This is a genomic window from Leisingera sp. ANG49 (genome assembly GCF_059694505.1).
Genome location: NZ_JCATZN010000001.1, coordinates 531,756 through 556,429, shown reverse-complemented (window position 1 = coordinate 556,429; position 24,674 = coordinate 531,756). Strand labels below are relative to the sequence as shown.

Sequence of the window (24,674 nt, the reverse complement as noted above, 5' to 3'; positions counted from 1 at the left end):
GGAGGTTTGCTGAATGCTTGTCCAAGTGATTTTGAAGTCGAAAGCCAGCACTGGGGTCGTTACGGTCAAGCCGGACGCCAGCGTGGCTGAGGCGGCAAAAGTGATGTCGGACAACCGGTTCGGCACCGTTGTGGTCTCAGGTGACGGGGAGACGCCGGATGGAATCCTGTCGGAACGGGATATCGTCCGTGAACTCGCCAAGGTCGGCTCCGGCTGCCTGGACCGGCCGGTCAGCAGTTATATGACAAGGGATCTGGTCACCTGCACCAGCCAGTCCAACGTCGGCGAGATCCTGCAGCAGATGACCGACGGACGGTTCCGCCACATGCCGGTGGTTGAGGACGGAAAGCTGATCGGCATCGTGACGCTGGGCGATGCGGTCAAGGCGCAGCTGTCGCAGGTGGCGATGGAAAAGGACGCGTTGCAAGACATGATCATGGGGCACTGAGCCGCAGGCGGGCCCATCCGTATTTCTGCCCCCTTGCAATGGCGGCGGCAAATATGTTTGCGTGTGCAGAAATTCTGACAAGGCAGGAGGCCGCCCATGCGCGTGGGTCTGTATCCCGGCACCTTCGACCCGATCACCATCGGGCATATCGACATCATCCGCCGCGCCAGCGCGCTGGTTGACAAGCTGGTGATCGGCGTTGCCATCAACCGCGACAAGGGGCCGCTGTTCAACCTGGAAGAGCGGGTTGCGATGATCGAGGCGGAATGCGCCAAGCTGAGCGATGAGACCGGCACCGAGATCATCGCGCATCCGTTCGAGAATCTGCTCATCGATTGCGCCCGCGATGTCGGCGCCCAGATCATTGTGCGCGGCCTGCGTGCGGTTGCCGATTTCGAGTATGAATTCCAGATGGTCGGCATGAACCGGGCACTCGACAGCTCGATCGAGACCGTGTTCCTGATGGCCGAGGCCCGGCATCAGGCGATTGCCTCGAAACTGGTCAAGGAAATCGCCCGGCTGGATGGCGATGTGTCGAAATTCGTCACCCCGCTGGTCCAGAACAAGCTGATGGACCGGCTCGGCAAGACCGGCTGACCCGGTTCACAGCATTGGACACAGGCAAAGCCGGGCTAACGCCCGGCTTTGTGCTTTCGGCGGCGCGCTGCGCGTACAGGCGGCTGACGCAGCCGCTGGTATTCGGGGTAGGGCGCTTGGATCCCAGCGAATCCGCGTCAAGGTGATCAGCGCCAGAAGGCAACCCAGTCGATCAGCGCAAACAGCCTCTTGCCGAGAAAGATCATGTGGCGGTCGCCGAACAGGGCAATGTCGATGATGGCCGCGGCAATCAGGAACAGGCCCAGAAAAATAGCAATCCGGTTGGTCATGAAGGCTCCGCCGCAAATGAAAACGCCCGCCCAGATAACCTGAGCGGGCGTGAATTCTCAAGGGGGTGAGGCAGGTTCAGCCCAGCTTGCCCATCGCCACGGCGACGTCAGCCATACGGACCGAGAAGCCCCATTCGTTGTCGTACCAGGCCAGCACGCGCACCATGCGGTCCTCGACCACGCGGGTCTGGTCGGGCGCGAAGATCGAGCTTTCCGGGGTGTGGTTGAAGTCGGTGGAGACCAGCGGTGCCGGTTCAAAGCCCAGCACGCCCTTCATCGGGCCTTCGGCGGCTTCTTTGACGGCGGCGTTGATCTGCTCGGCAGTGACGTCGCGGCCAGCGCGGAAGGTCAGGTCCACGGCAGAGACATTCGGGGTCGGCACGCGGATGGCGGAGCCGTCCAGGCGGCCTTTCAGGTTCGGCAGCACTTCGCCCAGGGCCTTGGCGGCGCCGGTCGAGGTCGGGATCATCGACATGGCGGCGGCGCGGGCGCGGTAAAGGTCCTTGTGGCGTCGGTCCAGGGTCGGCTGGTCGCCGGTGTAGGCGTGGATGGTGGTCATGATGCCATGCTCGATACCGAACGCCTCGTCCAGCACCTTGGCCAGCGGCGCCAGGCAGTTGGTGGTGCAGGAGCCGTTGGAGATCATGGTGTCGCCGGCTTCCAGCTGGTCATCGTTGACGCCGAACACGATGGTCTTGTCGACGTTCTTGCCCGGTGCGGACAGCAGAACTTTCTTGGCGCCGCGCTCCAGATGCGCCTTGGCCTTCTCGCCGTCGTTGAACTTGCCGGTGCATTCCAGGACCACGTCGCAGCCGGACCAGTCCAGCTCGTTCATGTCGTAGGTGGAGAACATCTGCATGTCGCCGCGGCCCAGGTTCATGGTGCTGTCGCCGATGGTCACTTCACCCGGGAAACGGCCATGCACGGAGTCGTATTTGATCAGATGCGCCGCGGTCTCCAGCGGGCCGGTGGCGTTCACCTTGATCACTTCGATGTCGTCGCGGCCCGAGGCGGCGATGTGCGACAGGGTGCAGCGGCCGATGCGGCCAAAACCGTTGATCCCGACTTTGATGGTCATGAGTACGTCTCCAAGCGAGCAAAACCTTTGGCCGCCATATAGACCGGGGCGGATGTGGTCTAAAGGGGTAAAAGCGTCATTAAATGAAACTGTTAGCGCAAAATGCGCACGGTGGCGCTAACGTTTTCAGCCGGTGGCGGTAACGGAATTTTGCCGCCCGCAGGCGGTGGCGCTAACGCTTGTGCTGCGGCGCGGAAGCGGGCAGATTGCCTCTCAAACGCGGACAGGATTTGAGGAATTTGGCATGAGCGGATTGCTGGCGCTGCTGGATGATGTGGCGGGGATTGCCAAGGTGGCGGCGGCCTCGGTCGACGATGTGGCGGCAGCGGCGGGCAAGGCCGGGGCCAAGACCGCCGGTGTGATCATCGACGATGCCGCGGTGACGCCGAAGTACCTGCAAGGCTTTGCCCCCGCGCGCGAACTGCCGATCATCTGGCGCATCACCCGCGGCTCCTTGTTCAACAAGCTGATCCTGCTCTTGCCGGTCGCCATGCTGCTGGCGAATTTTGCGCCTTGGGCAATTACGCCCTTGCTGATGCTGGGCGGGTCGTACTTGTGTTTCGAGGGCGCCGAGAAGGTCTTTCACGTGCTGTTCCCCCACGCGATCCACGCCATCGACGAGGACATGAGCATCAAGGATCCCGGCCACCTGGAGGAGCAGAAGATCAAGGGCGCGATCAAGACCGATTTCATCCTGTCGGCAGAGATCATGACCATCGCGCTGGCCGCCATCGAGGCGCCGAACGTCTGGATGCAGGCTGCAACGCTGGCGGTGGTGGCAATTGGCGTGACGCTTGCGGTCTACGGCTCTGTCGCTCTGATCGTGAAGATGGACGATGTCGGCCTGTATCTGGCCAAGAACGCACCGACGCCGGTGGGGCGCGGGCTGGGGCGCGGGCTGGTCAAGTTCATGCCGGTGCTGATGTGGATCCTGTCGGTGGTCGGCACCGCAGCGATGCTGTGGGTCGGAGGCTCCATCATCATCCACGGGCTGGAGGTGCTGGGCTTTGGCTGGCTGGGCCATCTGATCCATGATTGGGCCAATGCCGTGGGCCACGCGGTGCCTGCTGCTTGGGAGGGCTTTGCCGAGTGGACGGCCAAGGCGGCGATGGACGGGGTGTTCGGCGTCGCGCTGGGGCTGCTGCTGATCCCGCTGGCAACCAAGGTGATCGGACCGGTGATTGCGGCGGTTTCGGGAAAGTCGGCAGAGCACTGAAAGAGGTTAGCTACTCAGTAGAAAGTTTGGAAACACGCATTTGAAGAAGCCAATTATCAAGATACTTTCCGGTCCAACTCCAAACCAAATTGCAGCAGGTGAGGTAACGACAGGTGGAACGGCGTCTTTGCTCTCGGCAATGACCAAGGCTGCGGACCTCGCCCCCATGGACGCGAAACAGTTGTACGGTTTCCTCCATTTTAGACTGCATTCCGCCAAACAAGCACAGGCTCGCAGTGGCTGGTTCGGAGGCCGGTTGTTCAACAAATTCAGCGGCGAGGATTCAGACTACGTCCCGCTTTCCGGCACTCAAATCAAGCAAGCTTTCCTTGCTGCGGGGATACAACCTCCAGAATTCATCATTGCCAGCGGTAGCTATGAATTGCGTTTGGACTACGCGCAGAAAGCCTATGATGCGTTGAAGGAAATGGCCGAAATTGACAACGCCCTAGGAGGTTCAGACAAAAAAAGGGCTCCGACAGGAGCCCTTTTCTGTTTCTGGTGTTTGACGGGCCTCAGCCCAGCAACTCTTTCACCTTCGCAACAGCGCCCTCGGCGGTGATGCCGAAGCGTTCGAACAGCTCGCCTGCCGGTGCAGAGGCGCCGAAGCGGTCCATGCCGACGAAGCCGGCTTTCTTCTCCTGGCCGCGCTCGCCCAGCAGCCAGCGGTCCCAGCCGCCGTCGCGGACGGCTGCTTCGATGCCGACACGGACCGGGCCTGCGGGCAGGACCTTGCGGCGGTAGGCTTCGTCCTGCGCTGCAAACAGCTCCATGCAGGGCATGGAGACGACGCGGGTGCCGATGCCTTCAGCTTCCAGCTTGGCCTTGGCTTCCATCGCAACTGAGACCTCGGAGCCGGTGGCGATCAGGATGACCTGACGCTTGTTCTCCGCCTCTGCCAGCACATAGGCGCCTTTTTCGACCATGTTGGTCAGCTTGTGCTCGGTCCGGACGGTCGGCAGGTTCTGACGGGTCAGGGTCATCACCGACGGGGTTTCCTTGGAGGTGAGGGCGATTTCCCAGGCCTCGGCGGTTTCCACGGTGTCGGCCGGGCGGAACACATAGGTGTTCGGGGTCGCGCGGCAGATCGCCAGATGTTCCACCGGCTGGTGGGTCGGGCCGTCTTCGCCGACGCCGATCGAGTCGTGGGTCATCACGAACACGGTCGGGATCTTCGACAGCGCGGCCAGGCGCATCGCCGGGCGGGCATAGTCGGTGAAGCAGAAGAAAGTGCCGCCGTAGGGGCGCATGCCGCCGTGCAGCGCCATGCCGTTCATTGCTGCGGCCATGCCGTGCTCGCGGATGCCCCAGTAGACATAGCGGCCCTTGCGGTTGTCGGTGTCAAACACGCCCAGGTCGCCGGTCTTGGTGTTGTTGGAGCCGGTGAGGTCGGCCGAGCCGCCCACGGTTTCCGGCATCAGCGGGTTGATGACCGCCAGTGCCATTTCCGAGGATTTGCGGGTGGCAACCTTGGGCTGCTCCTCGCTCACCTGCTTTTTCAGTGCCTTGATGGCAGCCGACAGCTTCTTGGGCGCGTCCAGGTTGTAGGCGCGGGTGAAGCGGTCCTGCTTCTGCTGCGACAGCTCGGCAAAGCGGGCTTCCCAGGCTTCACGCTCGGACTTGCCGCGGGCTCCGATCTCTTCCCACTGGGATTTGATCTCTGCCGGCACCTCGAACGCGCCGCCGGTCCAGCCGTAGGCGTCCTTGGCGGCCTGCAGCTGCGCAGGATCGGTCAGCGCGCCGTGGCCCTTGGAGGTGTCCTGCGCGGCGTGGCCCAAGGCGATGTGGGTCTTGCAGGCGATCATCGACGGCTTCTTCGACTTCTTCGCCGCGATAATGGCCTCGTCAATGGCAATCGGGTCGTGGCCGTCGATTTCCAGCACCTGCCAGCCCGACGCCTTGAAGCGCTGCACCTGGTTGGTGCGGTCGCTGAGGTCCACGGTGCCGTCGATGGTGATGTTGTTGTTGTCCCAGAAGACAATCAGCTTCCCCAGTTGGTGGCGGCCTGCAAGACCGATGGCCTCCTGGCTGATGCCCTCCATCAGGCAGCCGTCGCCGGCGATCACATAGGTGTGGTGATCGACAACTTTCTTGCCGTAATGGGCGCGCTGCATTTCCTCTGCCATGGCAAAGCCGACGGCGTTGGAGATGCCCTGGCCCAGCGGGCCGGTGGTGACTTCAACCGCGTCGATCAGAAAGTTTTCCGGGTGGCCCGCGGTGATCGCGCCGGTCTGGCGGAAGTTCTTGATCTGATCCAGGGTGACCTGCTTGTCGCCGGTCAGATACAGCAGCGAGTAGATCAGCATCGAGCCGTGGCCCGCCGACAGGACAAACCGGTCGCGGTCCGGCCACTGCGGGTTGCCGGCATCGAATTTGAGGTGCTTTTCGAACAGAACGGTGGCCACATCGGCCATGCCGATCGGCATGCCGGTATGCCCGGAGTTGGCGGCGGCGACGGCGTCCAGTGCCAGCGCGCGGATGGCGGCGGCCTTGTTCCAATGTTCGGGATTGGCGGTGCGCAGGGCTGTCAGGTCCACTTGGATTGTCCTTTGGCGTTAACAGGCATTTGCAGCGCTCAATAACAGCGATGCGCCAAAGATCAAGCGTGGTTGCGCCGATCGCCGGTATTCTGCGCGAAGATGGCGCGGCAAGTGGTTGAAACGCAAAGGGGGGTGATTTATCCCTGAAAGGGAAGAACTGGCCCATGCCGGCCGCGCGTGCTCGATTCGGGCAGGCCGCGGGACGACAAAGGAACGGCAGGGTGCGGGTGAGGGACAGGCATGAACCAGATTGAAGAACTGCAAGGCCGCATCCAGGCCGCGCTGGAACGCATCAGCGCAGGCGCCGCCGCGCTGCAAGAGGCGCGCGCGGCGGACAAGGTCAGGGCCGAGGAAGCGGCTGCCGAAGCCGTGCAGGCTGCTGAGGCCGCCGCCGCCGGTGCCGCCAATGCCGAGCTTGAGCAGGCGCTGGACGAGGAAAAGACCGCCAACGCCCAGCTGGAAGAGCGGGTGAAGGTGCTGCACGCCCGCCTGAAAGAGGTTGAGGGCAGCGCGCCCGCCGGGTCTGCCAGCGATGACGACGTGGCTGCCATGCAGGCTGAGCTGGAGCTCTTGCGCAACGAGGCCGGCGACCCGGCTGAGAAACAGGCGCTGCGGGCCGAGGTTGCCCGACTGAAGGGGGAGCTTGAGGCGGCCGCCAACACCGCGGCCAGCGATAAGGAAGCGCTGGAAGATCAACTTACCGAGGCCAAAGCCGCCAATGACAGCCTGAAGGCGCAGCTGGACGCCGCCCCTGCCGGGGAGGGCGCCCCGGCGGAGCAGCCTTCAGCCCCCGACATGAGCGCCGAGCTTGAACGCCAGAACGAAGCGCTGGTGCGGCTCGACACGGAGCTTCAGCAACTGCGCCAGGCCAATGAGGAACTGCGCGCCTCAAATGCCTCCCTGCGTGACGCAAACGCGCAAAGCCTCGGCGATGCGGGGCTTATCAATTCCGCGATGGAAGCCGAAATCGAAGGGCTGCGCGCCGCCCAGGCCAGCGATCAGGCCCAGGTCAACGCGGTCCTGGCCAAGCTGGAGCCGCTGCTGGCCACCGCCCGCAACCTGCCTGAGGGAGAGGAAGTCTGATGCCCGAAGTGACCATTCATATCGGCGGCCGCGGCTTTGAGGTCTCCTGCCAGGAGGGCGAGGAAAGCTATCTGCACTCTGCCGCCAAGATGCTGGACGACGAGGCCCAGGTGCTGTCGGATCAGATCGGCCGCATGCCAGAGGCGCGGATGCTTTTGATGGCCGGGCTGATGCTGGCCGACAAGACCGCCGCCGTCGAAGACCGGATCAAGGAAGTCGAGGCCGAACTGGCCGAGCGCATGCAGGAACTGGAAGCGCTGAAAGCCGCGCCGCCGCCGGAGCCCGAACGGATCGAAATCCCGGTGGTGCCGCCGCAAGTGACCGAAAGCCTGGCTGAACTGGCTGCCCGTACTGAGGCGCTGGCCCAGGAGATCGAGGAACAGGCGGCAGGCTGAGGCCGTTGCCCCAAGACATTGCAATAAAAGGAAAAGGCGCCGCATGGGCGCCTTTTTGCGTTACGGAGGATGGCGCCTGGGATCAGGCGTTGGCTTCGCGGATCTTGTCGGCGGCGTCCTTGTTGAAGGCGATGCCGTTGTCCTCGAACAAGGTGTCCAGCTCCGACGACAGGGCCATCTCGGTGATGATGTCGCAGCCGCCCACGAATTCACCCTTCACATAGAGCTGCGGGATGGTCGGCCAGTCGGAATATTCCTTGATGCCCGAACGGATCTCTTCGTCCGCCAGCACGTTCACGTCGGTGTAATCCACACCGATGTAGTTCAGCACCGCTGCCACACGCGAGGAGAAGCCGCACTGCGGCATTTCCTTGGTGCCTTTCATGTAGAGCACCACGTCATTGGCTTTGACGGTTTCGTCGATGCGGGTCTTTGCGTCGGTCATTACCGAGTCCTTTTCCTTCGAAGGGCCGTCATGCAGAGACGACACAAATTCTGTTACTGCTTCCGCAGCCTTGGAGACTGCACCAGAGCATAGCTCTTCTATCATTCAGGAGCTTTAGTCGTTAACGCCAGCGCGTGCAACTCGCCATCTGGGCCGTCCATCTTGCCTTTCAGCGCGGCATAAACGGCGCGCTGCTGCTGGACGCGGTTCTTGCCGCGGAAGCTTTCGTCGACCACCATGGCGGACATATGCACGCCGTCGGTGCCGCCGACCTGGATGTCGGCGTCAGGGAAGGCCTGGCGCAGCAAATCTTCAATTTCATGGGCTTGCATAGGCATCTGGGGGAGTCCTTTGTCTGATTTGACAAAAATGTAAGTGCCCGCTGAAGGCTGTGCAACCCGGATTAGCTGCGGTCTTGCGTATAAAGGGCGAGAGTTTCAACGAAATCCGGCAGTTCAGCCAGAGCCGCCTGAACGCTGTCTTCTTCGAAATCCCAGATGGATGACGGGGAGACCGGGCAGAGTGCGCGCGTCAGCTCCGCGCAGCGGTCCCGCAGGTCCTGCGGCAGCGGCAGCGCGGCGGCCTCCTGAAGCACCAGCAGCGCCTCGTGGATCGGGCGCAGCACCCGCAGGGCGTGGGTCATGTGGGTCAGGAGGTCCGGGTCGTCGCGCCAGGTTTCGCCGTCAAACAGCAGTTGCGTCACCCGCTGGCCGGCGCCTGCGCAGGAATAGGCGACGCAGCCGCCGAAACCGCATTTGGCCAGATCGGCGTGAATGGAGCAGCGGAAATCCGGAGCGAGGTTGGGGCAGGGGGTGTCGGCCTCCTTCAAGAGGCCGAAATCCTCATGCGCCTCAAACGGATAGGCGACACAGCACAGGCCCGCGCAGCGGCTGCAATCCTCTGTCAGCTCAGGAAGGGTCATCGGCCGGTCCCCGGGTCAAAGGAAAAGGCGGGACGGCTGTGCCGTCCCGCCCTTGAATGTTTATGTGGCGCGCCGCCGCCAAGGGCAGCGCCCGGGCATCAGGCCACGGCAGCGGCGAAGCTGGAGCGGAAGATGTCCTTCAGCTCGGCCAGCGGCGCTTCGGAGCCGCCGATCTTCACCATGTCGCCGCCGAACTTGCCAACGGTGGTCAGCGGAACGCCCGCCTGGCCGGCGGCCAGCATCAGCGCCTCGGCCTGGTCGAAATTGCAGGCGATCAAGTAGCGCGCCTGGTCTTCGCCGAACACGGTCTGGGTGTCGCCTGCGTCGATCTGCACGCCTACGCCGGCCTCTTCCGCCATCTCGAACGCCGCCAGCGCCAGGCCGCCGTCGCCGAGGTCGGTGCAGGCCTTGATCAGCTCGCGGTTGGCGCGGATGAACTCGCCGTTGCGCTTCTCGGCCTCCAGGTCCACCGCCGGGGCGTCGCCGTCCTCGCGGTTGAAGACCTCTGCCAGCAGCGCCGACTGGCCCAGGTGGCCCACGGTTTCACCCACCAGCAGGGCGACATGGCCGTCGCGCGCCTCGCCGATGATCGGCTCTTCGCCAGCGGCAATCAGGCCGACGGCGCCGATGGTCGGGGTTGGCAGGATGCCCTTGCCGTCGGTTTCGTTGTAGAGTGACACGTTGCCGGACACGATCGGCATATCCAGCGCGGCAACTGCCTCGCCGATGCCCTTGATGGCGCCGACGAACTGGCCCATGATTTCGGGTTTTTCGGGGTTGCCGAAGTTCAGGTTGTCGGTGGTCGCCAGCGGCTTGGCACCCACGGCGGTCAGGTTGCGGTAGGCTTCTGCCACCGCCTGCTTGCCGCCCTCAAACGGATTTGCCTTGACGTAGCGCGGAGTCACGTCGGAGGTGAAGGCCAGTTTCTTGTCGGTGCCATGCACCCGCACGATGCCGGAGCCTGCACCCGGACGACGCTGGGTATCGCCCATCACGGTGGTGTCGTACTGCTCATAGACCCACTGCTTGCCCGCGTAGTTCGGCGAGGAGAGCAGCGCCTTCAGCCCGTCGATCGGGTCGATGGTCGGCACGTCCGCGTCGGTCAGCGGTTCGGCGGCCGGGGTTTCCACCCAGGGGCGGTCGTATTCCGGCGCGGTGGAGGACAGTTTCGACAGCACCAGATCGGCTTTCACTTCGCCGTTGTGCATGATCAGGAAGCGGTCTTCTGCAATGGTTTCGCCGACGATGGCAAAGTCCAGGTCCCATTTCTCGAACACCGCGCGCGCCTCGGCTTCCAGCTCGGGCTTCAGCACCATCAGCATCCGCTCCTGGGATTCCGACAGCATCATCTCGTAGGCGGTCATGTTCTCTTCGCGCTGGGGCACCTTTTCCAGGTCCAGGCGCACGCCCAGCTTGCCCTTGTCGCCCATTTCCACGGCAGAGCAGGTGAGACCTGCCGCGCCCATGTCCTGGATCGAGATCACCGCGCCGGTCTGCATCAGCTCCAGCGTGGCTTCCATCAGGCGCTTTTCGGTGAAGGGGTCACCAACCTGAACGGTGGGGCGTTTTTCCTCGATGGTGTCGTCGAATTCGGCAGACGCCATGGTGGCACCGCCGACGCCGTCACGGCCGGTCTTGGCGCCGAGGTACACAACCGGCATGCCAACGCCCGACGCGGCGGAGTAGAAGATCGAGTCGGTGCGCGCCAGGCCCGCGGCGAATGCGTTCACCAGGCAGTTGCCGTTGTAGGCCGGGTGGAAGCGGACTTCGCCGCCTGCGCAGGGAACGCCGAAGCAGTTGCCGTAGCCGCCGATGCCTTCGACCACGCCGTTGACCAGCTGGCGGGTCTTGTGGTGGGACGGCTCGCCGAATGACAGCGAGTTCATCGAGGCAATGGGCCGCGCACCCATGGTAAAGACGTCGCGCAGGATGCCGCCAACCCCGGTTGCCGCGCCCTGGTAGGGCTCGATGTAGGAGGGGTGGTTGTGGCTTTCCATCTTGAAAACAACGGCATCGCCGTCGCCGATGTCCACGACGCCCGCGTTCTCGCCGGGGCCGCAGATCACCTGCGGGCCGTCGGTCGGCAGGGTGCGCAGCCATTTCTTGGAGGACTTGTAGGAGCAGTGCTCGTTCCACATCGCCGAGAAGATACCCAGCTCAGTGAAGGTCGGCTCCCGCCCGATGATTTCGAGGATCAGATCGTACTCATCGGGCTTCAGCCCGTGGTTTGCGATCAGTTCAGGCGTGATGGCGGGTTCCTGCATCCGTAAACGTCCCCAATGGCTGCGATTGCGCGCCTTTTAGAGCAAGCTTTGCCATTGGGAAAGAGGGGTTGCGCAAACGGATGCGCGCAGAGTGGCCGCAGGGTCAGAACCGCTGCCCGACATAGACATAGAGCTGGGTTTCCTGCTCGTTGTTGCGGCTGACATCAATGGAGAAATCGACCGGAAATTTCCTGGACACCCGGTAGCGGACGCCTGCGCCCGCCGCACTGTGGCTGCCGCCCTGCGTCAAATCGCCGAACTCCGGCCCGGTCCAGCCGGCGCCGGCAAAGACCACGCCGCCCCAGCGCTTGGAAAACCGTCTGCGGTACTCTGCCTGGACGGAGGCGGAGCGCGCGCCAATAAACTGGGTGCTGTTGAAACCGCGCATGTTGTCGGTGGCCCCGATTGAGCATTGGTCGAAGAACGGCGTGCTGGCGGAGGCGGCACACAGGGTGCCGCGCAGGACAAACACTCCGCGGCGCCCCAGCGGACGGTAGCCGTCTAGGATGGCATAGCCCTTGTCATACCGGCGGCTGAGCCCGCCCAGCGCGTGGGAGCGGGTGGCAAATGCCGTCAGCCGGGTGCCCTGGGTGGGATAGTCGCTGTCATCGCGCCGGTCCCAGTCAAGGCTGAGGCCGAAGGTGCTGATCTCCAGATCGGCGTCCGGTTGCAGCTCCGGCGGCAGCAGGCCCGCGTTTGGCGTGATGCTTGTCTCCAAGTAGCGCAGCACGATCCCAGCCGACAGATCCGGCGCCACCCCGTAGGCGGCGTTGATCCGCACCAGCGACCCGTCCTGGCTGACCGGCAGCACCCCAAGCCCGGTATAGAGGTCATAGACGGCATCCGCCCGCGCCGCGAGCGCCTTGATCTGCCAGCGGTTGCCGGGCAAGGCGAGGCTGACCATACCCGCCGCCGCCTGGCTGCCATTGTCGGACCTGAGCCCGCCCAGTCCGATCACCGAGGTATTGGCATCGGGGCTGGTCTTGAACAGATACCCGGCGCCCAGCGCCAGACCGGAGCCGATCATCGGGCTGGAAAACGGCACCGGCGCAACCACGACGGAGCCGTTGCGGAAGCCATAGCCCTCAGATTTCTGCGCCGTCTCGATATGGCCGAGGTGCCGTTCGGTTTGTTCCGGTCCGGCTGCCAGGGCAGGAAAAGCAAACGCTGCCAGCCCCGCGGCCAGAACACCAGACCGGATGGCACGCCGCATGCGGCTACTTTTTCTGCCCGGCACCGCCTTCGGCCCCTTCCGCCGCCTGCTGCTGTGCGGCACTGCCGGCGGCCGCGGCGATGGCGGCCTTTTCGGTGTCGTTCAACTGGTCGGTATCTTCCAGCCCCGGGATCGCCACCCGGACCTCGCGGCGGGCAAAGTCGATTCCGTTCTCGGCAAAGGCCGCCTTGACCCGGTTGAAGATCTCCTTGCGGATGGTGAACTGGGTGCCCGGCTTGGCCATGAACTTGCCGCGGATGATCATTCCGACGTCATCAAAGTCGAAGACACCCTGGCTTTTGAACGGCTGCAGGAAGTCGCCCTTGTAAAGCTCATCCTCCAGCATCGAGGCGCCGATTTTCTTGAAGATCTTCTTCACCTTGTTGGGGTCGGTGTCAAACGGCACGGTGAAGCGCAGCTTCATGATCACCCAATCGCGGCTGTAGTTGGTCAGCTTGGGGATCTCGCCGTAGGGAATGGTGTTGATCGGCCCGCGGTGGTGGCGCAGCTGCATGGAGCGGATCGAGATCTTCTCAACCGTGCCGCGGGTGCCTTCGACCTCAACATATTCGCCGACCCGGAAGGCGTCGTCGATCAGGAAGAAGATGCCGGAAACCACGTCCGACACCAGCTTCTGCGCGCCAAAACCGATGGCGAGGCCCAGAATCCCGGCCCCGGCCAGCAGCGGCGTGATGTCGATGCCCAGCGCCCCGATCGCCAGCAGCCCGAAGATCACCACAATGGCGATCTGGGCGGTGACCAGCAGCAGCGGCAGCACCGTTGCCAGCCGCGAGCCGCCCGCGCCGCCGCCTTCGCCGCCGGCCTCGGCCTCTTCGCCGGAGGTCTGCTCCTTGGCGAGGCGCCGGTTGATCCAGAGCGACACGCCCTCATAGACCACATAGCCCACCGCGATGGTCATGAGGCAGCCGATGATATTGCCGCCGATGCCCTCCGCGCCGGAGGCGATTTCCATCAGGTCGACATCCCAGGCATTGGAGATGATCATCAGCACGATGCCCGCCACCAAGACACGGCCAATCCGGATATAGCTGCGCTTGGTCGACTTATAGGCTTCGGCCGCCAGCCGGCCCTCGCCGGACATCGGCGGCACCAGATGCTTGACCAGCCCGCGGATGGCGGTGTCCAGCGCCGGCGCGGCCAGCAGCCAGAACATGGTTACGTAGTGGGCGCCGTGGATCAGCTGCGCCACCTTGCCCAGCCCGACCAGAGTCCCCACCACCACCCAGGTCAGGGCAGCCACCGCCATTGCGAAGTAGGGATAATAATGTGCTGCAACCTCGTCATACCGGGTGCGGTCCGGGTCGGTGCCGCGCATCATGTCTGTCAGGCCCTCTCGCGCGGTCCAGGCAATCCAGATGATGTAGACATAGACCAGGCTGTCCAGCCAGTAGGCCAGGCGGATCGATTCCGGTGCGATGCCGTTGGCGGTGTTGAAGTTGACCGAGAAGATGGTCAGCCCGGCCAGGAAGATCAGGCCGATGGTGTGCAGGTGCAGGAAATCCGCCCAGCGGTCGCTGGCGTTGACCAGCCGCCGGTCCGGCCGCTCCGGCGCCATAATGAAGCGGGACACGGCCGCACCCACACGCGGCAGCCAGATAAGATAGGTGACCATCGGTGCCGCAAACTGCAGCATCTGCGCGTCCAGCAGCGTCCGGCCCACTGCCCGGATCACGACGTAAAACACCACCAGGCCAATCATCTCGCGCAGGAACCGCCGGCCCAGAAAACTCAGCGCGCCAGCCAGCGTGTCCGCCGAACCGCTGACAGTCTCAAGATTGCGCCAGCGGGCAATCAGCTTGCGCACGGCAAATTCCGCAGCCAGGCCGATGGCCAGCGTCAGGGCAATCAGTCCGATCATTTGCAGCACACCACCCAGGCCGCCGTGCTTCTGGACAAAGTTGCTGATCGCGCGGGACTGGCCTTCCGGCAGCACCGGCAGTTTGCGCACCGCATCCGTGACCGGCAGCGTGAAGGCCGTCCACAGCTGCACCACCCGCCCGGTCAGTGTCGGCGGCGGGGCCGCAGCCTCCTCGCGGGCGGCCACCGCATCAAGCCGTTCCAGCAGCAGCGCCCGGACCTGATCGTCCGACATCCGGGCAACCATCTCATGTATGGCCTCTTCAGTCAGCGGATCGGGCAGGGCGGGCGCAGCCGCCGTTTGCGCCGTTGCAGGCGTCTGCCAGGCGGCTCCCAGAACGAGAACCGTCAAAATTACGCTGAAAATGCGGGCAAAGTGCTGAAAGAATGCCGTCATCGGAACCTCCTGGGTCAGGAAATCAAGCCGGGTGCGGGGAAAACCCTGGCCCAGTTGAACCGATGAGTTGTATTCAGGTCAAAGAAAAAAGGGACGATTGCGCAATGCGTTATTCCACTCCGCGCCTTGCAGGCGGCGGTTGGGGCCAAAAAAAAGGCCGAGCACTAAGCTCGGCCGAAGTCCAACAGGGAGGTATGAAGGGGGGCAGCGCCGCCGCCTTCATGAGGTTCATTTAGGGCGCCGCGGTTAACCCTTCAAGGGGATTAACGCCAAATCAGCGTCAATGCTGCTATGCGGTTTTTGCATGGCTGGCACCGGATGTGCCGGGCCGCGGATTTCCGGACCTTCCTAGCGGCCGCAGACTCGTAGAATGCTCAGGCCAGAAAAGGAACCGGACGCTCAGAGCTTGCCGAGTTCCTTCATATGCTTGCGGTGGGCCATGATTTCGCTTTGCACAAAGTCGCGGAAGGCGCCGACGCGCTGGGAATGGCGCAGCTCCTCCGGATAGGCGAGATAGACCGGCACCTCGTTCTGAACCTCTTCCGGCAGCACTTCGACCAGCTGCGGAAATTCCTCCGTCACATAGTCCGGCAGAATGCCGATTCCCAGATTATGCAGCACGCCCTGCAGAACGCCGAAGTAGTTGTTCACCGTCAGCAGCGAGCCGGGGTCCAGCGCCATCAGCTTCTTGCCCAGCACCGCGGCAGAGCCCACCTGGGCCGAGCGCTGGTTCTGACAGATCAGCCGGTGCTGGGTGATATCTTCGGAGGTTTCCAGATTGCCGTGCTTCTCCAGGTACTCCGGCGTTGCATAAAGCCCCATGCGCACGGTCATCAGCCGCTTGCGCACCAGATCGGCCTGGCTGGGCTCCTTCATGCGGATCGCCACATCGGCTTCGCGCATCGGCAGGTCCAGCACCCGCTCCTCCAGCATCAGGTCGATCTTGAGGTTGGGGTACTGCTCATAAAGCTTGGTCAGCCGCGGTGCCAGCCACAGGGTGCCAAAACCGACGGTGGTGGTGACGCGCAGCTCGCCGAACACTTCCTCCTCGCTGTCGCGGATACGGGCAGAGGCCGCCTCCAGCCGCGCGGACATGGATTGGGTGGCGTCAAACAGCAGCTCGCCCTGCTCGGTGAGAATCAGTCCGCGCGCATGGCGGTGGAAAAGCGTCGCATTGAGGCTCTCTTCCAGTGCGCGGATCTGGCGGCTGACCGCGGATTGGGACAGATTCAGCTTGTCACCCGCATGGGTCAGGCTGCCCGCATCGGCCACCGCGTGAAATATTCTGAGCTTATCCCAATCCATATGTGTTACTTTCTGTCCGTTCGGGGCCGACTGTATGAAATCTTAGTTATGTATCAGTTTTGACGGCGCAAGCGAGCAAAATCGAAAAAAATGCGGCTATTCAGGTCAGTATTTATGACCTATTCTTGCGGGCAGAAAGTGCAAGCTAATCCCGGTTGAGGAGGCCACGATGAGCACGCCGAAAATCACTCTGAACGACAAGTATGATCTGACCAAATCGCCCGTGCTGCTGAACGGCACACAGGCGCTGGTGCGGCTGATGCTGATGCAGAAGCACCGCGACATGGCGGCGGGTCTCAATACCGCCGGGCTTGTCACCGGCTACCGCGGGTCGCCCTTGGGGGCAGTGGACCTGCAGATGTCCCGCGCAGAAAAACAGCTGAAAGAGGCGGATGTCACCTTCCAGTACGGCTTGAACGAAGACCTCGCCGTGACCGCCCTGTGGGGCGCCCAGCAGGCAGAGGTGCGCGGAGAAGGCAAGTATGACGGCGTCTTTGGCCTGTGGTACGGCAAGGGCCCGGGCGTTGACCGCTCCGGCGATGCGATCCGCCACGCCAATATGGCCGGCTCCTCCAAGCACGGCGGCGTGCTGCTGGCGATGGGCGATGACCACACCGGCGAAAGCTCCACCGTGCTGCACCAGTCTGAATGGTCGCTTCTGGACTGCTACCTGCCGATCGTCAGCCCGGCCGGCGTGCAGGAAATCCTGGACTACGGCATCTACGGCTATGCGCTCAGCCGCTTCTCCGGCCTGTGGACTGGCCTCAAGACCATGAAGGACACCATCGAGGTGACCTCGGTTGTCGATGCCCGCCCCGAACGGATGCAGCTGGTCACCCCGGACTTCGACATGCCGGCCGACGGGCTCAACATCCGCCTGGATGACGACCGCTTCCGCCAGGAAAACCGCATCATCGACTACAAGCGCTTTGCGGCAGAGGCGTTCAGCCATGCAAACAAGATGGACAAGCGCATGTGGGGCAAGCCCGGCGCCAAGATCGGCTTTGTCGCCGCGGGCAAGAACTGGCTCGACCTGGTGCATGCGCTGAAGCTCTTGAACATCGACGAGAACATGGCCGAACGGCTGGGCATCACCACCTATAAGGTGGGGCAGACCTGGCCGATGGACATGAAGGGATTCAACGACTGGGCCGAGGGGCTGGACCTGATCGTCGTGGTCGAGGAAAAGCGCAAACTGATCGAGATCCAGATCAAGGAAGCGATCTTTGACAACCGCCGCGGCCGCCGCGTTTACGGCTGGTACAAGGGCGGCGCCGGCGGCATGCACCGCGAGGAGCTGTTCCCGACCAAATATGCGCTCGACCCGATCATGATTGCCGAGAAACTGGGCGGCATCCTGATCGAGGAAGGCCGCGAGACCGAGGCAATCAAGGCCGGGCTGGCAGCGCTGGCAGAGGCGCGCCGCGCGGATAACGCCGAGGAAATCGCCACCCGTCTGCCCTATTTCTGCTCCGGCTGCCCGCATAACAGCTCAACCAAGCTGCCCGACGGCTCCCGCGCCTATGCCGGCATCGGCTGCCACTTCATGGTGCAGTGGATGGACCGCGAAACCACCGGCTTCACCCATATGGGCGGCGAGGGCGTGAACTGGGTCGGCGAGGCGCCGTTCTCCACGCGTAAGCATGTGTTCCAGAACCTGGGCGACGGCACTTACAACCACTCCGGCGTGCAGGCGATCCGCGCAGCACTCGCCGAAGGCACCAACATCACCTACAAGATCCTGTATAACGACGCGGTAGCGATGACCGGCGGCCAGCAGGCTGAGGGCGGTCTCACCGCGCAGCAGATCGCGCATGAGCTGAAGGCGATGGGCGTCAAGACCATGGCCGTAGTCTATGACGAGAAGGAGGACGTGGACGCCGCGCTGTTCCCGGCCGGCATGCGGATGCATGAACGCGCCGAGATGATGAAGATCCAGCGCGAGTTCGAACAGGTCGAGGGCGTCTCTGCCATCATCTACATCCAGACCTGCGCCGCCGAGAAACGCCGCCGCCGCAAGCGGGGACAGTTCCCCGATCCGGACCAGCGAGTGTACATCAACAGTGATGTCTGCGAAGGCTGCGGTGATTGCGGCGTGCAGTCGAACTGCGTCTCCATCGTGCCCAAGGACACCGAGCTGGGGCGCAAGCGAGCCATTGACCAATCCTCCTGTAACAAGGATTTCTCCTGCCTCAACGGTTTCTGCCCGTCCTTCGTGACGGTTGAGGGTGCCAAGATCCGCAAGGAAGCTACCGCGGGCCTCGACCTGCCGGACCTGCCGAAACCGGAACTGCCTGCAATCGACGGCACCCATAACGTGGTGATCACCGGCGTCGGCGGCACCGGCGTTGTGACCATCGGCGCGGTGCTGGCGCAGGCAGCACAGATCGACGGCAAGGGCGCGGGCCTGATGGAAATGGCCGGTCTCGCCCAGAAGGGCGGCGCGGTGCATATCCACTGCCGGATTGCCAACAACCCCGAGGACATCTCCGCCATCCGCGTCGCCACCGGTGAGGCGCATGCGCTGATCGGCGGCGACCTGGTGGTCAGCGCCGGCGCCAAGACCCTGGGCCTGACCACCACCGGCAAGACCGGCGCGGTTGTGAACAGCCATGAGATCATCACCGGCGAATTCACCAAGAACACCGAGTTCAAGGTGCCCTCCGACCGTTTGGAACTGGCTCTGCAGGCGCGCCTGCGCGACCAGCTTGACCTGTTTGATGCCTCCGAGCTGGCCCGCGTCACGATGGGCGACTCGATCTTCTCTAACATGATGGTGTTCGGCGGCGCCTGGCAGAAGGGGCTGGTGCCCGTCAGCCATGAAGCCATCGAGCAGGCGATCGAGATGAACGGTGCCGCGGTGGAGCGCAACAAGCGCGCCTTCGACATAGGCCGCTGGGCCGTGCTGCATCCGGAAGAAGCGGCCAAGCTAATCCAGCCCAATGTGGTTGAGAAGCCGAAGTCGCTGGACGAAAAAATCGCCTTCCGCGCCGACCACCTCGTGGCCTACCAGGGCAAGAGCCTGGCGAAACGCTATGGCAAGCTGCTGGACGGCATCAGCGATCCCGCGCTGAAGGAGGCGGTGGCAAAGGGCTACCACAAGCTGCTGTCCTACAAGGACGAATACGAGGTTGCCCGCCTGCTGCTGGACAGCCGCGCCAAGGCGGAAGCGGAATTCGAAGGCGACCTGAAGCTCTCCTACCATCTGGCGCCGCCGATGCTGGGCGGCACCGACCCGAACGGACGCCCGAAGAAGCGCAAATTCGGCGCCGGCATGGAGCGCTGGTTCCGCCTGCTGGCCAATCTGAAGTCCCTGCGCGGCACTCCGCTCGACATCTTCGGCTACACCGAGGAACGCAAGATGGAGCGCGCGCTGATCAAGCAGTACGAGGCCGACATGAAGGAATGGCTGCCCAAGGCTGCGCCGGCAAACATGGAGCCGCTGGTGGCACTGGCCGAACTGCCGCTGCAGATCCGCGGCTTCGGTCCGGTCAAGATGGCCAATGAACAGAAGGCTGCCAAGCGCCGCGAGGAACTGCTGGCGGCGCTGCGCCAGGGCGGTGTGCCGGTCAAGCAGGCCGCAGAGTAACATCGGGCAGGGCGGGGCACTCCCGCCCGCCTTGACCCTTTTCCTTTCGAGAAAAGGCCCAAGACCGTTGGGCCGAGCGCCGCGCTGTCGCGCGGCGCTTGCCGTTCCGCGGCGTCCTGCCCGCAGCAATTCCTCTGCGGTCCGGAGCCGCGCCGCTGCCAGGGCTTGCAGCAAAGCGTCACACCCCTGTTACGCCCCTGTTGCATAATGCGCCTCCGGCTTTATCTGGCCGCAGACACCCAACGGAGACCTCCCGCAGATGCAGGCGCAGCGCCATATCGCCCGTGACATTTCCTATGCCCATTCGGCCTCCACCCGCGCAGGCCGCGCGGTGATCCGGCTGATGGAGAATACCACCGGGCGCCTCAACCTGATCCGCCGTGCTTCCGGCTACGAGCAGGAGGTCGCCGCCGGGCGCAGTTTCTGGACCGTCATGGCCGAACGCTACGGGCTGACGCTGGATATCGCTGGCGGCGCGCTGGCGAACATCCCGCAAGACAAGCCGGTCATCCTGATAGCCAACCACCCCTACGGCATCCTCGACGGGCTGATGATGGGGCATATCCTGTCCGAGGCCCGCGGTGATTTCCGGATCCTGGCGCATCAAGTGTTCCGCCGGGCGGAAGATCTGAACAAGGTGATCCTGCCGGTGGATTTCGCGGAGACGAAGGAAGCCATGCGCACCAACCTGGCGACCCGCAAGGAAGCGCTCAGCTATCTGGGGCAGGGCGGCGCCATCGGCATTTTTCCGGGCGGCACCGTCTCTACCGCCGCGCGTCCCTTGGGGCATCCGATGGACCCCGGCTGGCGGGGCTTCACCGCCCGGATGATCGCCAAGTCCGACGCGGTGGTGGTGCCGGTGTTCTTTGACGGCCACACCTCGCGCCTGTTCCAGATCGCCAGCCACCTGCACGCAACCCTGCGCATGGGGCTGTTGATCCAGGAGTTCCGCAAGCGTGTCGATACCCCGGTCCGGGTGGTGATCGGCGCGCCGATTGGCCGCGGCGTTCTGGCGCCGCTGGCGGGTGATACAAAAGCACTTATGGATTTCTTGCGCAAAGCGACGTATGAGCTTTCTCCAGTACCGCTCAAATCCTACGGGTATGGGTTTGAGTTCGAAGAGAAACACCGCGCGTGAGAAGGCGAAATGGCTGTAGGCATCTTTGATTCAGGCCTGGGCGGGCTGACCGTCCTGGACGCGGCGCAAAAGCGCCTGCCGGATGTGGATTTCCTCTATTACGGCGACAACGCCCGCGCGCCCTACGGCGTGCGCGACGCGGAGGATGTCTATCAGCTGACCAAATCCGCGGTTGCCAACATGTGGGACAAGGGCTGCGATCTGGTGATCCTCGCCTGCAACACTGCCTCAGCCGCCGCGCTGCGGCGGATGCAGGAGGGCGGGCTGCCTCAGGGCAAGCGGGTGCTGGGTGTCTTTGTGCCGCTCATCGAGGCGCTGACCGAACGGCAGTGGGGCGACAACTCGCCGCCGCGCGAGGTGGAAGTGAAGCACGTCGCGCTGTTTGCCACTCCGGCCACCGTCGCCAGCCGCGCTTTCCAGCGGGAACTGGCGTTCCGCGCCATCGGCGTCGATGTCGAGGCGCAGGCCTGCGGCGGCGTTGTCGACGCGATCGAGGACGGCGACATGATCCTGGCCGAAGCGCTGGTGCGCTCCCACGTCGATGCGCTGAAACGCAAGATGCCGCATCCGCAGGCGGCGATCCTCGGCTGCACCCATTACCCGCTGATGGAACAGACCTTTCAGGAGGCGCTGGGGCCGGAGGTCAAGGTGTTCAGCCAGGGCAGCCTGGTGGCCGACAGCCTGGCGGATTACCTGCAGCGGCATCCAAACATGTGCGGCAATGGCGGCGGCGGCTTCTTTACCACCGGAAACCCGGGCCGCGTCAGCGACCGCGCGACCCAGTTCCTCCGACGGGAAATCACTTTTCAGGCAGCCTGAGCACCAACGCCCCGGAACCTTGTTCCAGGTCAAAGTGCGCGGGCACAGTTTTCCCTATTCCTCTCCGCAGATGGCTGCGGAACCGGCATATCACATCGAAAGACGAGGTCTGACATGACCCATAAAGTGGCTATCCTTGGCGCTTCCGGCTACACCGGCGCCGAACTGGTGCGGCTGATTGCCCAGCACCCGAACATCGACATCGCGGCGCTGTCCGCCGACCGCAAAGCCGGCATGACCATGGCCGAAGTGTTCCCGCACCTGCGCCATATGGAACTGCCGGTGCTGTGCAAGATCGATGAGATCGACTTTGCGGGCATCGACCTCTGCTTCTGCGCGCTGCCGCACAAGACCAGCCAGGAAGTGATCGCAGCCCTGCCCAAGGACCTGAAAATCGTCGACTTGTCGGCGGACTTCCGGCTGCGCGACCCGGCGGAATACGAGAAATGGTACGGCAATCCCCACGCCGCGCTGGAGCAGCAGGAAGAAGCGGTTTACGGCCTCACCGAGTTCTACCGGGAGGACATCAAAACCGCGCGCCTGGTTGCGGGCACAGGGTGCAACGCCGCCACCGGCCAGTTCGCACTGCGGCCGCTGATCGCGGCAGGCGTCATCGATCTGGACGAAATCATCCTGGACCTGAAATGCGCCGTCTCCGGCGCCGGCCGGTCGCTCAAGGAGAACCTGCTGCACGCAGAGCTGAGCGAGGGCTACAACGCCTATGCCATCGGCGGCACCCACCGGCACCTGGGCGAGTTCGACCAGGAGTTCAGCAAGATTGCGGGGCGCCCGGTGAAGGTGCAGTTCACCCCGCACCTGCTGCCCGCCAACCGCGGCATCCTGGCCACCGTCTATGTGAAGGGCGATGCGCAGGCAATCCATGACACTTTCGCCAAGGCCTATGCCTATGAGCCCTTCATCGAGCTTCTGCCCTTTGGCGAGGCACCGAGCACCCATCATGTGCGCGGCTCGAACTTCTGCCATATCGGTGTTGCGCAGGACCGGATCGAAGGCCGCGCCATCGTCTTTGCGGCACTGGATAACCTGACAAAAGGAAGCAGCGGGCAGGCCTTGCAGAACGCAAACCTGATGTTAGGTGAGGAAGAGACTGAGGGCCTGATGATGGCGCCGCTGTTCCCGTAACCGGGGGCGGCGCTGGCCTGGGCCTGAAATGAGGACACCATGAAGAACCTGAAGAAACAGCGCCGTATCCAGGTCATCGCGGTTGCCGCGGTGGCCCTGATCGTTGCAACCGCCCTGATCGGCTATGCCATGCGGGACGGGATCAACTATTTCCGTTCGCCCAGCCAGGTTGCCGAAGCGCCGCCGAAACCGTCCGAGGTGTTCCGCATCGGCGGGCTGGTGGCCGAAGGCTCGCTGCAGCGCGGCCAGGGGGAGACCGTGCGCTTTGCCGTCACCGACGGCGGCGCAACGGTTCAGGTGGCCTACACCGGCGTTCTGCCCGACCTGTTTGAGGAGAACCAGGGCATGGTCGGCACCGGCAGCTACGTGAACGGCGTGTTCGAAGCTACTGAAATCCTGGCAAAACACGACGAAACCTACATGCCCAAGGAAGTCATGGACGCGCTGAAGGAGCAGGGGGTCTATCAGGAGCCCGAGACCTGAGGCTAGCGCTCAGGACAGAGCCTTCCCGCCCCAATTACGCCTCCCCTCGGGGAGGCGTTTTGCTTTGGGCCGGGCGCCGCGCACTGCGCGGCGCGGCGGCGCTTCCCAGGGGTGTTGCGCAGGCAGCGTACGGTGGTCTCAGCGGATGTTAGCACCTTTGCGGCAGCATGTTCCGAACCGGAAGTGGTGAGGTGACATGCAGACTGTAAACGAGATTGCAGAACAGATCGTGGCGCGCGAAGGCGGCTTTGTGAATGACCCGGATGACCCGGGCGGCGCCACCAAACACGGGGTGACCATCGGCACGATGCGGCGGCTGGGTCTGGATCTGACCGGCGACGGGCGGGTGGCGATCGCCGACGTGCGGGCGCTCAGCCGGGTGCAGGCGGTGGAGATTTTCATCCGCCACTATTTCGAAGCCCCCCGGATAGCCAGCCTGCCAGCCTGCCTTCAGGCGACGGTGTTCGATATGTATGTGAATGCAGGCAGCAATGCGGTGCGCATTCTTCAGCGGCTGCTGCGAGAAATGGGCTTTGCCGTGACCGTAGATGGCGCCATCGGCCCGCAGACCGCATCAGCAGCAGAGCAGGCGGCATTGGTTGACGCGGATGCCCTGCACGACGCCTACGGTATTGCCCGCCGGAACTACTACTTCCGCCTTGCCGACCGCCGCGCCGCCAGCCGCAAATTTGCCCGCGCCCGCGACGGAACCAAGGGCGGCTGGATCAAACGGGCAGAGGAGTTCATCTCCGCCCAGTACCATCTGAGCCGTCAGGCGTTTCAGCGGAGGACAGCAGAATGGCGATGATCGCAGATGTCCTTGGCCTGATTTTCGGCAGCCGCCGCAATGTGTTGCGGGAAACTGCTGAGGTGTTCCGCGAGAATGCCGAAGCCGGTGCGGCGCGGGCGCATCAGATGCAGTCCGCGGCACTCAGCCAGCTGGCCGCCGAATTCCAGTACGGCGGCAAAAGCCGGTTCGACCGGTTCATGGACGGGGTCAACCGGCTGCCGCGGCCGATGCTGGCGCTGGGAACCATGGCGCTGCTGATCTCCGCCCTCAGCGATCCGGTCTGGTTCGCCGCCCGGATGCAGGGTTTGGCGCTGGTGCCGGAACCGTTGTGGTGGCTGCTGGGGGTCATCGTCTCCTTCTATTTCGGCGCGCGGCATCAGGTCAAAAGCCAGGAATTCCAGCAGGGGCTGGCCGCCAGCGTGGCGCAGATGCCGCAAGTTGCCCGGAACATCGCGGCGCTGGAACGCTTGCGGGCAGACTCACCTGCTGCCGCCAGCACAGGCTCCGATGCAGCCGCCCGGCTGGAGACCACCTCAGCCGGGGCGAACCCGGCGCTGGAGGCCTGGAAAACCCGCCGCGGCTGATCACAATTTGCCTTCTGCGGCGGCGTGGCGCGGCGTTTGCCATTGGCCCTCCCCGCA

At 63.8% G+C, this 24,674-nt stretch carries 23 protein-coding genes; 13 read left to right on the top strand and 10 right to left on the bottom strand.

Features of this window, described 5'->3' with window-relative positions:
* Window positions 1–13 precede the first annotated feature (13 nt).
* The gene (locus AC58NV_RS02765; RefSeq protein ID WP_366662603.1) at window positions 14–448 is read left to right on the top strand and encodes a CBS domain-containing protein; all 435 of its coding nucleotides are present in this window, start codon (window positions 14–16) and stop codon (window positions 446–448) included.
* A 96-nt stretch (window positions 449–544) separates the two neighbouring features.
* Window positions 545–1,045 (top strand): pantetheine-phosphate adenylyltransferase, encoded by a 501-nt coding sequence (gene coaD, locus AC58NV_RS02760; RefSeq protein ID WP_497225775.1) that lies wholly within the window; start codon window positions 545–547, stop codon window positions 1,043–1,045.
* Window positions 1,046–1,191: 146 nt separating this feature from the next.
* Here the strand turns inward: coaD and AC58NV_RS02755 are convergent, their stop codons facing one another.
* Together AC58NV_RS02755 and gap are read right to left on the bottom strand one after the other, a co-directional pair.
* Window positions 1,192–1,335, bottom strand: coding sequence for a hypothetical protein (locus AC58NV_RS02755; RefSeq protein ID WP_497225774.1), 144 nt, complete (start codon window positions 1,333–1,335; stop codon window positions 1,192–1,194).
* A 76-nt stretch (window positions 1,336–1,411) separates the two neighbouring features.
* Window positions 1,412–2,413, bottom strand: coding sequence for a type I glyceraldehyde-3-phosphate dehydrogenase (gene gap / locus AC58NV_RS02750; RefSeq protein WP_497225773.1), 1,002 nt, complete (start codon window positions 2,411–2,413; stop codon window positions 1,412–1,414).
* Between the two features lie 244 nt (window positions 2,414–2,657).
* Here gap and AC58NV_RS02745 point away from each other — a divergent pair, with 244 nt between their 5' ends.
* Together AC58NV_RS02745 and AC58NV_RS02740 are read left to right on the top strand one after the other, a co-directional pair.
* On the top strand, window positions 2,658–3,629 hold the full coding sequence (locus AC58NV_RS02745) for a DUF808 domain-containing protein (RefSeq protein ID WP_497225772.1): 972 nt from the start codon (window positions 2,658–2,660) through the stop codon (window positions 3,627–3,629).
* 40 nt (window positions 3,630–3,669) lie between these two features.
* Entirely contained in the window at window positions 3,670–4,191 is a 522-nt protein-coding gene (locus tag AC58NV_RS02740; protein WP_497225771.1) for a hypothetical protein, read from the top strand.
* Here AC58NV_RS02740 and tkt read toward each other — a convergent pair.
* Window positions 4,145–6,166, bottom strand: a complete 2,022-nt coding sequence (gene tkt / locus AC58NV_RS02735; protein ID WP_497225770.1) for a transketolase — start codon at window positions 6,164–6,166, stop codon at window positions 4,145–4,147. The genes AC58NV_RS02740 and tkt overlap by 47 nt on opposite strands.
* Window positions 6,167–6,409: 243 nt before the next feature.
* Between tkt and AC58NV_RS02730 the strand changes: the two genes are divergently transcribed.
* Both AC58NV_RS02730 and AC58NV_RS02725 read left to right on the top strand, forming a co-directional pair.
* Window positions 6,410–7,252: a coiled-coil domain-containing protein gene (locus tag AC58NV_RS02730; protein ID WP_497225769.1), complete on the top strand. Its 843-nt coding sequence runs from the start codon at window positions 6,410–6,412 to the stop codon at window positions 7,250–7,252.
* Window positions 7,252–7,647: a cell division protein ZapA gene (locus AC58NV_RS02725; RefSeq protein WP_366662611.1), complete on the top strand. Its 396-nt coding sequence runs from the start codon at window positions 7,252–7,254 to the stop codon at window positions 7,645–7,647. Before AC58NV_RS02730 ends, AC58NV_RS02725 begins: the two co-directional genes overlap by 1 nt.
* An 82-nt stretch (window positions 7,648–7,729) precedes the next feature.
* Here the strand turns inward: AC58NV_RS02725 and grxD are convergent, their stop codons facing one another.
* The 7 genes from grxD to AC58NV_RS02690 form a co-directional block, all read right to left on the bottom strand.
* Window positions 7,730–8,092, bottom strand: a complete 363-nt coding sequence (grxD, locus tag AC58NV_RS02720; RefSeq protein ID WP_174144801.1) for a Grx4 family monothiol glutaredoxin — start codon at window positions 8,090–8,092, stop codon at window positions 7,730–7,732.
* Window positions 8,093–8,193: 101 nt separating this feature from the next.
* Window positions 8,194–8,430 carry a BolA/IbaG family iron-sulfur metabolism protein gene (locus AC58NV_RS02715; RefSeq protein WP_366662614.1) on the bottom strand — a complete coding sequence of 79 codons (237 nt, stop codon included), beginning with the start codon at window positions 8,428–8,430 and terminating at the stop codon, window positions 8,194–8,196.
* Between the two features lie 65 nt (window positions 8,431–8,495).
* Window positions 8,496–9,014, bottom strand: coding sequence for a hypothetical protein (locus AC58NV_RS02710; protein WP_497225768.1), 519 nt, complete (start codon window positions 9,012–9,014; stop codon window positions 8,496–8,498).
* 98 nt (window positions 9,015–9,112) lie between these two features.
* Window positions 9,113–11,278: a phosphoribosylformylglycinamidine synthase subunit PurL gene (purL, locus tag AC58NV_RS02705; protein WP_497225767.1), complete on the bottom strand. Its 2,166-nt coding sequence runs from the start codon at window positions 11,276–11,278 to the stop codon at window positions 9,113–9,115.
* Window positions 11,279–11,381: 103 nt separating this feature from the next.
* Window positions 11,382–12,491, bottom strand: coding sequence for a BamA/TamA family outer membrane protein (locus AC58NV_RS02700; RefSeq protein WP_497225766.1), 1,110 nt, complete (start codon window positions 12,489–12,491; stop codon window positions 11,382–11,384).
* 4 nt (window positions 12,492–12,495) lie between these two features.
* The gene (locus tag AC58NV_RS02695; protein ID WP_497225765.1) at window positions 12,496–14,766 is read right to left on the bottom strand and encodes a mechanosensitive ion channel family protein; all 2,271 of its coding nucleotides are present in this window, start codon (window positions 14,764–14,766) and stop codon (window positions 12,496–12,498) included.
* A gap of 399 nt (window positions 14,767–15,165) precedes the next feature.
* A complete protein-coding gene (locus tag AC58NV_RS02690) occupies window positions 15,166–16,071 on the bottom strand; it encodes a LysR family transcriptional regulator (RefSeq protein ID WP_366662619.1) in 906 nt (301 codons plus the stop codon).
* 169 nt (window positions 16,072–16,240) lie between these two features.
* On the opposite strand from AC58NV_RS02690, the gene AC58NV_RS02685 reads away from it, so the two are divergent.
* The 7 genes from AC58NV_RS02685 (at window position 16,241) to AC58NV_RS02655 (ending at window position 24,617) form a co-directional block, all read left to right on the top strand.
* Window positions 16,241–19,660: an indolepyruvate ferredoxin oxidoreductase family protein gene (locus AC58NV_RS02685; RefSeq protein ID WP_497225764.1), complete on the top strand. Its 3,420-nt coding sequence runs from the start codon at window positions 16,241–16,243 to the stop codon at window positions 19,658–19,660.
* Window positions 19,661–19,919: 259 nt separating this feature from the next.
* Window positions 19,920–20,798: a lysophospholipid acyltransferase family protein gene (locus tag AC58NV_RS02680; RefSeq protein ID WP_497225763.1), complete on the top strand. Its 879-nt coding sequence runs from the start codon at window positions 19,920–19,922 to the stop codon at window positions 20,796–20,798.
* A 9-nt stretch (window positions 20,799–20,807) separates the two neighbouring features.
* Window positions 20,808–21,617, top strand: coding sequence for a glutamate racemase (gene murI, locus AC58NV_RS02675; RefSeq protein ID WP_497225762.1), 810 nt, complete (start codon window positions 20,808–20,810; stop codon window positions 21,615–21,617).
* A gap of 114 nt (window positions 21,618–21,731) precedes the next feature.
* On the top strand, window positions 21,732–22,760 hold the full coding sequence (gene argC, locus AC58NV_RS02670) for an N-acetyl-gamma-glutamyl-phosphate reductase (protein ID WP_497225761.1): 1,029 nt from the start codon (window positions 21,732–21,734) through the stop codon (window positions 22,758–22,760).
* 39 nt (window positions 22,761–22,799) lie between these two features.
* A complete protein-coding gene (ccmE, locus tag AC58NV_RS02665; protein WP_174144811.1) occupies window positions 22,800–23,243 on the top strand; it encodes a cytochrome c maturation protein CcmE in 444 nt (147 codons plus the stop codon).
* 196 nt (window positions 23,244–23,439) lie between these two features.
* Window positions 23,440–24,051 (top strand): holin-associated N-acetylmuramidase, encoded by a 612-nt coding sequence (locus AC58NV_RS02660; protein WP_497225760.1) that lies wholly within the window; start codon window positions 23,440–23,442, stop codon window positions 24,049–24,051.
* Complete coding sequence (locus AC58NV_RS02655; RefSeq protein WP_497225759.1) at window positions 24,042–24,617, top strand: holin family protein; 576 nt, start codon at window positions 24,042–24,044, stop codon at window positions 24,615–24,617. Before AC58NV_RS02660 ends, AC58NV_RS02655 begins: the two co-directional genes overlap by 10 nt.
* Window positions 24,618–24,674: the final 57 nt, after the last annotated feature.